Annotated in this window: 13 protein-coding genes; 3 read left to right on the top strand and 10 right to left on the bottom strand. The window is 36.3% G+C overall.

Translation table 11 applies throughout. The features are described 5' to 3' along the window. Window positions 1–7: 7 nt before the first annotated feature. The 9 genes from AC4IE7_RS12835 to AC4IE7_RS12795 are packed head-to-tail and all read right to left on the bottom strand — an operon-like array spanning window position 8 to window position 8433. Window positions 8–640, bottom strand: a complete 633-nt coding sequence (locus tag AC4IE7_RS12835; RefSeq protein ID WP_490777246.1) for a FliH/SctL family protein — start codon at window positions 638–640, stop codon at window positions 8–10. After that, on the bottom strand, window positions 637–1176 hold the full coding sequence (locus tag AC4IE7_RS12830; RefSeq protein ID WP_490777245.1) for a hypothetical protein: 540 nt from the start codon (window positions 1174–1176) through the stop codon (window positions 637–639). The genes AC4IE7_RS12835 and AC4IE7_RS12830 overlap by 4 nt, the downstream gene beginning before the upstream one ends. Before the next feature lie 4 nt (window positions 1177–1180). Continuing rightward, on the bottom strand, window positions 1181–1939 hold the full coding sequence (gene sctJ / locus AC4IE7_RS12825; RefSeq protein ID WP_490777244.1) for a type III secretion system inner membrane ring lipoprotein SctJ: 759 nt from the start codon (window positions 1937–1939) through the stop codon (window positions 1181–1183). Between the two features lie 2 nt (window positions 1940–1941). Beyond that, window positions 1942–2346, bottom strand: coding sequence for a hypothetical protein (locus tag AC4IE7_RS12820; protein ID WP_490777243.1), 405 nt, complete (start codon window positions 2344–2346; stop codon window positions 1942–1944). A gap of 11 nt (window positions 2347–2357) precedes the next feature. Next, window positions 2358–2651 carry a hypothetical protein gene (locus tag AC4IE7_RS12815; protein ID WP_490777242.1) on the bottom strand — a complete coding sequence of 98 codons (294 nt, stop codon included), beginning with the start codon at window positions 2649–2651 and terminating at the stop codon, window positions 2358–2360. A gap of 56 nt (window positions 2652–2707) precedes the next feature. Continuing rightward, a complete protein-coding gene (locus tag AC4IE7_RS12810) occupies window positions 2708–3802 on the bottom strand; it encodes a SctD/MshK family protein (RefSeq protein ID WP_490777241.1) in 1095 nt (364 codons plus the stop codon). Window positions 3803–3850: 48 nt separating this feature from the next. Further along, window positions 3851–5686, bottom strand: a complete 1836-nt coding sequence (gene sctC / locus AC4IE7_RS12805) for a type III secretion system outer membrane ring subunit SctC (RefSeq protein ID WP_490777240.1) — start codon at window positions 5684–5686, stop codon at window positions 3851–3853. Window positions 5687–5708: 22 nt separating this feature from the next. Further along, window positions 5709–7679 carry an FHIPEP family type III secretion protein gene (locus AC4IE7_RS12800; RefSeq protein ID WP_490777239.1) on the bottom strand — a complete coding sequence of 657 codons (1971 nt, stop codon included), beginning with the start codon at window positions 7677–7679 and terminating at the stop codon, window positions 5709–5711. 22 nt (window positions 7680–7701) lie between these two features. Next, window positions 7702–8433, bottom strand: a complete 732-nt coding sequence (locus AC4IE7_RS12795; protein WP_490777238.1) for a lytic transglycosylase domain-containing protein — start codon at window positions 8431–8433, stop codon at window positions 7702–7704. A 605-nt stretch (window positions 8434–9038) separates the two neighbouring features. Here AC4IE7_RS12795 and sctU point away from each other — a divergent pair. The 3 genes from sctU to AC4IE7_RS12780 all read left to right on the top strand — a co-directional run bounded on the left by sctU (window position 9039) and on the right by AC4IE7_RS12780 (window position 11730). Next, window positions 9039–10193 carry a type III secretion system export apparatus subunit SctU gene (gene sctU / locus AC4IE7_RS12790; RefSeq protein WP_490777237.1) on the top strand — a complete coding sequence of 385 codons (1155 nt, stop codon included), beginning with the start codon at window positions 9039–9041 and terminating at the stop codon, window positions 10191–10193. A 2-nt stretch (window positions 10194–10195) separates the two neighbouring features. After that, entirely contained in the window at window positions 10196–10489 is a 294-nt protein-coding gene (locus AC4IE7_RS12785; RefSeq protein ID WP_490777236.1) for a FliO/MopB family protein, read from the top strand. Between the two features lie 191 nt (window positions 10490–10680). Further along, complete coding sequence (locus AC4IE7_RS12780; protein ID WP_490777235.1) at window positions 10681–11730, top strand: calcium-binding protein; 1050 nt, start codon at window positions 10681–10683, stop codon at window positions 11728–11730. A gap of 98 nt (window positions 11731–11828) precedes the next feature. Here the strand turns inward: AC4IE7_RS12780 and lexA are convergent, their stop codons facing one another. Then, a complete protein-coding gene (gene lexA / locus AC4IE7_RS12775) occupies window positions 11829–12428 on the bottom strand; it encodes a transcriptional repressor LexA (protein WP_490777234.1) in 600 nt (199 codons plus the stop codon). Window positions 12429–12486 lie beyond the last annotated feature (58 nt).

Genomic DNA, 12486 nt, shown 5'->3' with positions numbered 1-12486 from the left:
ATAATATCTATTCTCTCATTTCGTTTATTATATTTTCTTTTAATAGATTTAGTTGGTCATTAAAGCTTGCTACTGTTACACCTGCATCTGTTTTAATTATACAGTCCAAAGTATCCAATGATTCATCAGCGACTATTTCCAAAGATGAATAGTTATTGACTTCATTTGTTTCTAAACTACTAATTTTTGATCTTAATATCTCTACATATTCTGGTCGTACTTTTAACTCTATTCTTTTATGTTGTTTTAGTTTTTTTAGTGCTGTAATCGCAAGACTGGGTAATATTTCAGCAGAATCGATTTCATCAGCGATCTTTCTTGTTACTTCACAAGCCATATTAATTATTTCACTATCAGTTTCAGTTGTGTTGACAAAATAATTCTCAGTCAAATCCTTAAGATACTCTATAAACTGAGTATTTAATTCATTCTGCGCATTAACTAATCCTTGATTAAATCCATTTTTATAGCCATTTTTAATTGATATATTAATTTGTTCTTCTTTTTGTGCTTTTAATGTATTTATTGTCTCTACTACATCGTTAATAGAATCTAGCCGAATAACCTCTTTATCTGATAACAAATAATTGTTTGTTGCGCATGTTATGGCATCACTATTTATAATAACTAGATAATTCATTGTATTTCTTTATCTAGTTGGGTTTTATTTTTCGTATTTTCTAGAACAAACAATGTATGTTTTAATATTTCCTGCGCTAATATTGAATTAAGTTTACCCTTCGTTTTAGGTAAGGAATGAGACAACCAGGGTCTTAATCTTATGCTGTAACACGATAATAAAACAGATGCACCTGCAGACTTAATGTTTTCAGAAACATTTGTAATATTTAGTGAAGAGATACGTTGGTTATTTACATGAGTATTATTCATTATAAATTTAAATACATCATTACCAATTAAATCACTGACTTCTCGTATTTTTTTTGAATCTATCCAAATTCTGATCGATGGAAGTAAAAATATCGTTCCAGCAGTCATAACCAGATGATCAATATTATTTTTATCCCACAGAAGCCAGGTTGGTATATTTTCAAGGTCGTTCCACTCTAGAGAATTACCAAACTCAACAACAGATTTTTCATTCGTTAGTATATAATCTGCGATACTATTTAATGTCGACCTATATTGTCTTACATGATCTATTTCACTATTCATTTTACTATTCAGAGTTAGTTATTCTTAAATGAGATGATTGTTTTTTATTCTTGATCCACAACAAAACTGTCAATGTAAATAGTACAAATACTAGTATGCTCAATATTACAAGCATATAGTCTAACTCTGCATTGTTGAGTGAGAATATACTACTGATGTTGTTATCCTTTCTTTTTACTCCTACAGGAATTGGGTTTGATGTAAACATTGCAACCGTAACATTTTCATAGGGTAATCCCTCGATACTATTTACAAGCAATGCTTTGATTTGGGACTCTCTATCTGTTAAATCTACTCCTCTTCTATGTTTTATAAATACTGAAGCAGATGAAGGTTTTACTTTTGACTCCAGTTGATTAGATTTAGGTATAGCAAGATGAACACGAGCTAATATAACTCCATCTATACTCTCTATAGTTCTCGATAATTCCTGCGACTGGGCATAATTTAGACGAGCTCGTTCTTCAAGTGGTGAAGATACAAAACCCTCTTTTTTAAATACCTCACCCAAACTTTCGAATCTGTTTTTAGGATAACCGTTAGTCTTGAGAAGTTCGATTGCATTAGAAAAGTTATCACGAGAAGTTGATACAGTATAACGTTCATCATTATTCTTGTTTTTAGAAGAATATATTCCTGCATTAGACAGTAAAGCAATAATTTCGTTAGCTTCTCTTTCGGTTAATCCTGAATATAATGACTCTTCAGAACATGCAGTTATTCCTAAAACTATTAAAATCACAAGAATAATATTCTTTAACATACTTAACTCTGTTGTCTAAAGAGTTGTTGTAGACCATCAGAAGTTCTATTTGCTATGTTTGAGGTCAATTGACAATGAAACATAAATTCATGACTGCGAGCCGTTAACATTACGATCTCACTTGGAGTCAATTCATTTCCACTTTCGATAGCAGACTTTGCGTAGTTAGCGATAGCTTCAGCTTCTTTATTGATAAAGTCTAGTGGTTTAGTAACTGCTTTTTCAGTTACTGATGGACCTTCACTTCTTGTAGCCTCTAAATGTTCCGTTTTTACGCTCTTCATACTATTTTCAAAATTAGAAATATCATTTAGAGAGGCACCGTAGCCTATTTCAACATGATTTGATGATGACTTTAGATATGATGGTCCAACAGCATTTATTGCTGATATATATGAATTATCCATTATTTTTATCTCTACTGTTTTCTAGCCATAGTTTCAAGTGAGCTACCTAAGCTACTCAGAGCAGTATGAGAACTATTAGATAAAAATGTCATTTTTAATGATTCTGCAGTTAATCTTGTTATTTGCGAAGGCATTTCCTGACCTTCATCACCAATTTCTGTCGATAATGTTTCTATTTTTGTGGCCTGGTTATCTAGTGCCTTACCCCAAGCATCAGCCATTGCTTCAAACCAACTACCATCCGATGTATCGTGATTATTAGCAGCAGTTGAACTCATAGAACTGTACAAATTGTTTATTGCCATTTTTATGTCCTCAATTAAATTTTACTAGTCTATAGATCATTCCATTTATATATATTTTAGAATTCTAGTGTCGTTAGATGTCCCTCCTTTTCCAGTAGTACTTCCTTGTCTACAATAGATATAATTTTATGTCCAGTCGGTAAAAGTGCACCTACATAATATCTAGATTTGTCATATGTCATTACATATGCAGGTGAACCATCTACAACCATGGTTATTCTTTTTTCATCTTCATTATTATATGTACTATTATTAACAGTCTCTTTTTTATTAGTAATTCCTATATACTCTGTATCTAATTCTACTAAACTTGGTATCTCACTTAGAGCAATATGCTTCAGTTTTTCTAGTAACTCTCTATCATCATGCTTTGTCGTAACTATTGCAGTCCCAGGCTTAAGAGTCTTTACATCAGTTTCAACGCCATTAACACGATATAGTTCTCTTACTTCTGCAGCAAGATGATCGCCAGTAGAAATATCTATCAGTACAGGATAATTTATCTCATCTATTATCGTTTCTACTTTTGACATTTCTTTATTTGTCATAAGAAACCCCGACAAAACAAGTTGTCTATCTTCTTTATCACTTACTGCTAAATCTTCAAATCCATTATCTGATAAAATGCTGAGTAAGTGTTCTTCGTTGGTTATTTTTATGGACTTACTGCTCTCAATATTATAATAGTGCACCTGATAAGTTATGAGCATTGTTATAATTGTTAATGTTATAAATAAATATAGAATATAATTAGATTTTATATTTATTGCCAACTTACTACTATTTATTGTTGACTTTTCCATACTAGATACATATTCAACAATATCTTTCCACGATGCATCTATTCTATTTCCATATGATAATGTTGTATCACCTATTATAACTTTCGCGTACTCAGGTACCTTAACGAGGCTACCGCTTGTAACTTTTCTACCCTGGATATCTATATTTCCATTCAATACCTGAATAAATACTTCATTGTCTTTTGTTATAAGATTAAGTCTTTCATCAGCTATCGCATTATCCCTGATTACCATATCAGTATCCATATTTCCTGATATAGTAAATGTTGTATTGTTATCAAGTAGTCGTCTAGCACCTGCTTGTTCGCCAGTGAGAACGATCATCTCTATTTTCGAAGTTGTTTGCATTAATAACAATCACTCAATTTTAGATATTTAACGAATAAAACAGACTAATCACAGATCAAGTAATACTTCCCATGATTCTTTTGAACCTTGTTTATTACTAACCTCCATTATCTCATTTTCATCAATTTTATTTATTTCCGTATGCTCATCTAAACCAACATCAATGTCATTATCTGACAATTTCTTTTTTTGTTTATCAGATAATTTATGTACTGCTAGTTTTGGTGATATTAAAAACATTCGTTCGACGCGTGATTTTTGATTATTTGTTGTTTTGAATAAATTTCCCATTATTGGTATATCACCAAGTAATGGTATTTTATCTACTTTTTCACTTGTCACCTCACGAACAAGCCCACCAATTAATACACTCTCTCCTGCATTTATCAGTGCTTGTGTATTTATTGCAGATCTGCTTACAACAGGTATTTTATCTACTTGTTGGTCTGTTTGCTGTCCATCTTCAATCGTAACAAGTAATTTTATTTTTGCCTGCCCATTATCCTTAAAAACATGAGGTGTAACTCTTAGCGAGGTACCAACAGAGATATTGAATAGATCAACTTCTTCTCTACCAGCAATTCTAACGTAGAAAGTTGAACTTGTATCAAATATAGCTTCGACATTTGATAGTGTCAGAACATGTGGTCTCGACACAACATTAGCTGCTCCATTTGATTCTAACGCATTTATTCTACCCATAAATTTAGCATTATCACCGAGCACAAATGATATAAACCCACCCTTACCAAAAGGTGTTATTTGTCCTGTTGTGTTCAAAGCGGTATCACTATCTTCATTACCATTACCGAATAGAACTTCATCATCATTATTTTGCCAACGCCAATTGATACCTAATTCCCTCAGTTTATCTGTGTTTATATCGATAATCGTCGCCTCTATTTCTAGCATTTGAGGTTCAATATCGAGAGACTCTATTAGGTTTTTATATCGTGACATACGATCTGGAGAATCTCTTATAATAATCGCATTAAGTCTTGGATCTGCCTGTATCCTTACATTTGATTGATTAACACCAACCATGCCAGACACTGTGGAAACATTCTGTTGATATGCCTGTTGTCGTGAATTAACTTCTATGATTTCTGATGTATCCGGAATACCTACCCGTTCTGACTTGCCTATACTATTTAGACCTTGTCCACGTAGCCCAGGGGTAGTTGGCTTGATGAGATTCTCATGTGAACCCCCTGTTATGATCATCTGAGGAGATTCTTCAAGAAGTTGTTTTAATATTGTTGCTACGCCAGGTATAACAACCTGCTTACCTGCGAAAGTCATTGATACATCTTGAGCCCAAGCATATTTAAGATAAAATACTTTAAAACCTACCGGTGGTTCATAATCTTTTAGTCCTATTTCTGCTGCGTATACAAGTTCATCTATCTGTTCGATAAAACGTCTCGTTCCTGTAACTACTAAACCACCCTCTACTGCTTTACGAATACTATTTTTTTGATCAGTTAACTCAAGACTATTTGCGGCATTCACTATTCTCTTCGAGATAGAATTATTAGCTGGAATTATTCTTCTGGTAATATTGTTAGACGTATATATGTATAAAACAGCACCATCATAATACTTCACAAGTCCAAATGACTTGGATAAATCGCTAAATATCTGTTCAGCAGAAATGTTTTCAAAACTACCGTTCACCATACCCCTAACAGATTCATCTATAACAACAGGTACAGATAACTGTCCAAACAACTCCCTAAGAAATGATTCAATGGGTTGTTCTCTAGCAATGATTGTTATATTTTTATCAATATTAGGTGTATTTGCTGAAAAGCAAAGACCTGAAATAAGCAATAAATTGACAAATGCATAATACCTGAACCAATTTTTTTTAAAGTAAATCACTTATATATTCCGTTATTATTTGTTAAACCGCTTCCAGTAGCATATCGGGCACGCTAACAGTATCCATGATCTCTATTTTGATAGAGGGTAATAACTCATTGTGAGAAAGTACTGGTGTATCAAATGAGATATTTTCAATCATTTTCCTGACATGACGACGTATTTGTACCGACGTAACTAATGCTACAGGATTATGTTTATTAATTGATGTAACAATACTATTAACTATTTTCTCTGCTTCTTGCGGTTGTAATGACATTTGTACAACGCCTGATGTAACACGTATAGCCTGTAATAGTTTCTCTTCTAGCTCAGGGCTAAGTATTACTGAATGTAATACACTATTTGGTGCATATCGATATGTGATCTGTCTTCTCAATGCAATTCTTGAATATTCTGTTAAATTGTTAATATCTTTTTCGTGTTGCCCCGTCTCGATCAAAGCCTCGAGAATACCACGTAAGTTTCGTATGGGAATCTCTTCTTCGAGTAAATTACGTAGAATTGTTGCCAGAGACTGCATAGGTACAATACGTAGTACTTCTTTTATTATGTCCGGTATTTCTGCTGTCAATTGAGTCAACATGGTACTCGTTTCCTGTAGACCAAGAAAAAGAGTTATATTTCTACGAAGTGCGTAATGTATCTTTTCAGGTATCATTTCGATTGCTTCAGGTGTATCTATATTATTTTTTGTTATAGGAACTTCATAAGCAAGCAACTTCCAACCTGACTCTATATCTCCATACCAATGTATATTTACTTTTGGTAGAAGAACTCCAATATCTACCTGATAATCATTAACAACATTTTCTATATTATTTATTAGATATTTACATTCATCTTTACCTGACATCTCTTTTGGCAGTTGTAAAAGTAGTGGTACAGCTGGCTTTACTTCATATAAAGGGTTAACTTCTTTCTCACCAATTTTTGTTGATTCTTTTCCGCTTAAGATAACTTCAAACGTTGGTTTAGTTACTTTCTCTATTTTTGATTTCCAAAAAGGTACAAGTAATGCGCCAGAAAACAGTAAAACTAAGCCAATGACTACAAAAACACCACTTGGAAAGCCTGGCACAAAGGCTAGTAATATGCACAACCCACCAGCCACCAGTGATACACGAGGAATAGCAGTTAACTGCTTTTGAATTGAATCACCGAGATGACGATCTGACTGTTCATCAGTAGCTCGCGTGACGATTAAACCGGCTGACATTGCTCCGAGTAATGCAGGAATCTGTGCAACCATTCCGTCGCCAACAGTTAGTATAGAATATTTAGACATTGCAGCACCCATTTCCATATCTAACTGCAATACACCTATCGCCAAACCACCAATTAGATTAATAATAATAATTACTATACCTGCTATTGCATCACCCTTTACAAACTTCATAGCGCCATCCATGCTGCCATGCAATTTGCTTTCTAGCTCAATTTCTCTACGCTTCCGCTTAGCTTCGTCTTTATCTAGCAATCCAGATCGCAAATCTGAATCTATAGACAGTTGTTTACCTGGCATCGCATCCAGTGTAAATCTTGCAGCCACCTCAGCTACTCTTTCTGCACCTTTTGCAATAACTATAAATTGTACAAGTGTGATAATTAAGAATACAACTAACCCAACAACTATATTGCCACCAGCAACCATATTGCCGAATGTATCGATTATATGACCAGCATCACCATGCAGGAGTATCATTCTTGTTGTAGCGACAGAAAGTGCAAGTCGATATAAAGTACTAATGAGCAGAACACTAGGAAATACAGAAAACTGCAACGGTGATGTTATATACACTCCCATCAATACTAGTAACAACCCAACTACAATATTTATTGCAACTAATGAGTCTAGTACTATTAGTGGAAGTGGTAATACCATCAAAGCTATGATGGCTACAATCCCTACCGCTAGAACAAGATCACTGATGCTTGAGAATATGCCCCCATCAATATCTTTATCTGATTGTAGATATTCTTGTATGCTCATATATTGCTCGAAATTTCAGTATTCATAACTGGTAAGACTTCTCTTTCATTTCGAGATAGCGCTTCATCACTTTTTCAACGTAATTTTGAGTCTCTTTATATGGTGGTATGTTGTATCCATATTTGATTACTGCATTTTCTCCTGCATTATATGCAGCAAGTATTAAAGGAATATTATTGCCAAATAGCTTATGTAATGACCTAATGTAATTAGAACTTACTCTTAGGTTACTAATGGGATTAAATAATTCTTGATTAGGGTTCTGCATTCCAAATCTACGAGCCGTATCAGGCATCACCTGCATAAGCCCTTGAGCACCTGCTTTGGAGACAGCTTTTGCGTTATATGCAGATTCGATCTCTGCAATCGCATGTAATAAAAGTGGGTCTATATTATATTCTTCGGAAACTATAAAAATATCTTCAATAAACTGATGATTAGGAACAGTTCTTTTTATTCTATAATCATATGTAATATTAGAAATATCCCCATTATATTTATTAATGTCAAAGCTCGTAATATTCGACGCTTTTATGGAATTTTCAGCATCCTGTTTATCATATAAATCTAAATGTTTTGAAATTGTAGGTGATGATTCTAAGTATCTAGACTTCAGATAACCGACTGGAATAGATATTACATTATGACTTGTGTCAGCAATATCATATCTATATAGGTGCGGGGAGCAATTAGCATTATTAATCGAAGTTACAGCAAGAAGTATAGCAATAACTTTTAAGACATCATGTCTCATATTCCTTCCTTTGAACATTATCATCCTGTTCACAAAACCTGATAAAGATATGGCTTGTGATATTAAATACTAAACATTACTACAACGTGACATATATCGTACTCATTATTTCTGTAGTGAGAAGTATGTCACACAGCTATCACCAATCCGTGGTCTATCAGATTTACATCTATTTTCACAGATAATAACTGTAAATAACAGTCTTAATACTTCAATTATCATTTCTATAATAACGATATTAGTAGATCTGTAACTAGAATTTAATCACATATAGAAAGTCAATTACATCGGAAATTTACCACAACAAACATCAGAATATTCCCACATAACACTCAATTACTGAGTAATTATTATGAACGACGTAATATTGACGCAATTAAGTAAGGAAAGTATTTGTTTAAATTTAAATGGCATTTAAATAATTATTGCCAACCATTCCAAATCACTATGTGATATGAGTCATATCATTATTTAAATAGTGCTTTATAAAAATTATCATCTGAAAGTAACTCTTACCATATCTCATCTGTACCCTGATATATATATCGGATACACTGATAGCTTCTCATTCTTTAAATTAAATAAGTATTGCAACGGAAGCATGTATGGCTGATAAGAATGATAGTGGGGATAAGACAGAAAAACCCACACCGAAAAAGCTCAAGGACGCAAGAAAGAAAGGGGATGTCTCTAAAAGTAAGGATATATCCAGTACTGGCGTTATGATACTTTGGATAGTACTTCTAGGAGCCAGTCTCTTCTATATTATTGAACGCATCTCCTCTTTAGTCTCTATTACACTCCAAAATGCCGGGCAGTCAAATGATTTTTTCTATTGGCTCAACCATATCGGTATGGAGTCATATAGCACACTATTGGAGCTAACTGCACTCTTAATAATTCCAGCAGCAATAATCGGAACACTCGTCGAGTTTTTACAGGCGGGTCCTGTCATAACTTTTGAAAAAGTAAAGCCAAATATGGATCATCTTAATCCAGCATCTGGACTCAAGAAAATGTTCAGCATGGATAATCTGGTTGAGGTGTTTAAATCTATCGCTAAGACTGTCTTACTATTTATAATAGGCTGGCTAATCCTCAAAGCATCGTTACCTGATCTTGTAAAACTACCCCAAGGAATGGCATCGTTCATTGGTTCGACATTCTGGGGCATGCTCTTGAGTCTCTTAATTTGGTCTGTGGGTATTTTTACCTTTATTGCCATTCTTGATGCGGGTTACCAACGCTACTCATATATCAAGAAGTTACGCATGAGCATGAGGGATATCAAACAGGAGCATAAAGAGAATGAAGGTGACCCCATGATCAAGCAACAACGGCGGCAAGCCCATCAAGAGTGGTCCCAGCAAAGTGCATCAGAAGCAGCCAGGTCTGCAAATGTAATTCTGGTCAATCCAACACACTTAGCTATTGCACTTGATTATGATAGAGAAAAAACACCAGTCCCAACCATAGCAGCCAAAGGTGAGGATCTTGTTGCAAAAGCTATGCGCGAAGCAGCAGAAGAAGCCCATGTTCCGATATTACGCAATGTTGAATTAGCTCGTGCACTATATTCAGATACCAATGAGGGAGATATTATTCCCAGTGATCTCTTCGATGTCATGGCTGAGGTTATATTGTGGGCGAAACAGGTAAGAGAGCAGATCAAAAAAGATTCAGAGGCTGATGAAAACTCTACGTCATTAGATCCACCTGGTGAGGATTTAACCCGCTACCCGGATGAAAAATTTACATAAAGATGGAAAGTTATACACAAGATCTTTTTTTTACACTCATGGCCTTAATTGTAGTTATCGCTTTAGCATGGCTATTCATAAAGGCTTTAAAGAGCCTCCATAATAATCAAAGTGATGGCAATAGAATCAATCTTATGCTCACTCTTCCTGTTGGTTCTCGTGAGAGAGTAGTTGTGCTCTCCTATAGAGACAGTGAATACTTGGTGGGGATTACTGCTGGTGGTATGAGTTTATTGGATAAGTTACCAAAACAAGAGGCTACCGATTCATCCCAATCAGGGCCAGATCTAGAGTAAACCCCATCTGTCAGCTAGTTGTTAATTGCTAGAAAACGGTAACAGTTGTCTAGTATATATACAAACCCTAGCTAGGGTAATTCATAGCTAGCTAACATCGCTTCATTCATGTTGAATAACTTGTGAGTAATTCTGTTCTGAGATCAGAATTAATCATTGTTTTAAAAGTTTTTTTACATGGAGAAAGTAAAATGACATCAATGAATGCCACTCAGTGTGGATGCCCAAACCCTAATAATGACACTACGGTTACAAGCAACTGTAATCAAACCGTTCTTGATGCAGGGAATGGAAATGACAAAATCAATGCCCATACCAACTTTGATGGATCGGTCGATGTGTGTGTGAATGGTGACAATTATCACTTCAGCGCAGAAGAAGCACAAAACCTTGTCATCCGTGGCGGAAACGGTAATGACAGCATTACGATGACAGGTCAGCAGCTTTGCGGGCCTAAAAATAATGTCACCATCGAAGGTGGTAATGGAAATGACACCCTTCAGGGTGGTTCAGGTAATGAAACCCTTATCGGTGGTAACGGCAACGACTACATCAATGGTGGTGCTGGTAACGATAAGATTAGTGGCGGTAACGGTGACGATACCATCCTTGGCGGTAGCGGTGATGACTGCATTCGTGGTGGTGCTGGCAACGACTCAGTATGGGGTGGTGCAGGCAATGACCGGATCAGTGGAGGTGGCGGCAACGATACACTCGTTGGCGGCGCTGGCGATGACTGTATTCGTGGTGGTGCTGGCAATGATTCAGTATGGGGTGGTGCAGGCAATGACCGAATCAGTGGAGGTAGCGGCAACGATAGACTCGTTGGTGGTGCTGGTGATGACTGCATTCGTGGCGGCAGAGGTAATGATTCCATTTGGGGCGGTGCAGGAAATGACCGGATCAGTGGAGGCAGAGGTGATGATATGATCTCGGGCGGCTGTGGCAACGATAATATTCGTGGCGGCCGTGGAGATGACACCATTTGGGGTGGTCGTGGAGATGATCGCATCAACGGCGGCAGGGGTAACGATACTATTTATGGTGGTTGCGGAGATGACAACATCAAAGGTGGTAGAGGTTGCGATGACATTTCTGGTGGACCAGGCAACGATAAGATCGGTGGGGATATGGGTGGTATCTTTAACCCACTATCCCATCTATCCAGTCTACTAGGTGGTGGTGGAGCAAGCCTGCTTGGCGGTGGTGGGTTTCCACTGAATCTTATTTCTGCCAGATAAATCAGTATTGGGAGGAGTCTTCGGACTCCACCCTTTTTAATCCGCTTTCAGTTACACGCGAACAAATAAAATTTATTAATATCTTATTAATCAGTTAGTTATCTGTAATATCTTAATAAACCTATTAAGATTCCCTGTATCTGAACTTCATCAGGTTCAAACACCATCTCAGACATATTGGAATTTGCCGGATAAAGAATTACTTTGCCTGGCAGCTGTTCGATGCGCTTTAAAGTGACCTCCTCGCCATTTATCAATGCGACCACGATATCGCCATTGCTTGCGGTATCAGAGCTCTCAATAACAACATAGTCACCATCAAATATACCTTCATCGATCATAGAGGCCCCGGAAACCTGCAAAACATAGCTAGGTTTGCTGTTTAGCATATCTTCTGGAACTCTAATCATTTCAGACTGAGTGATTGCCTCGATGGGACGACCGGCGGCAATGCTCCCGAGAAGTGGGATGCCCTCTTCCGCTCTCGCTGACTCTGACAAACGAATCCCTCTTTGCCTGCCTGCCATGGGCTCTATCAGCCCCGCATCAATCAACGCTTTGATGTGCTTATGCAGAGACCCCCGTGAGCTAAGGCCTAACCGAGTGCAGAGTTCTTCATAGGTAGGAGGCTGCTCTAAAAGATCGGAATCAGAGCGCAGAATATCGTAAATCTGTTGCTGTCTTCGAGTTAAATTCATTTTCAGACTTGATTTGTTCTCCAGTTGTTCTCTATTCTAGACTAGAGAACAGTTGGAG

The organism is Candidatus Thiodiazotropha sp. AKAK3, from assembly GCF_058244645.1.
Note: the sequence above shows the minus strand (reverse complement) of the source record. Positions and strands in the feature narration are given on the sequence as shown.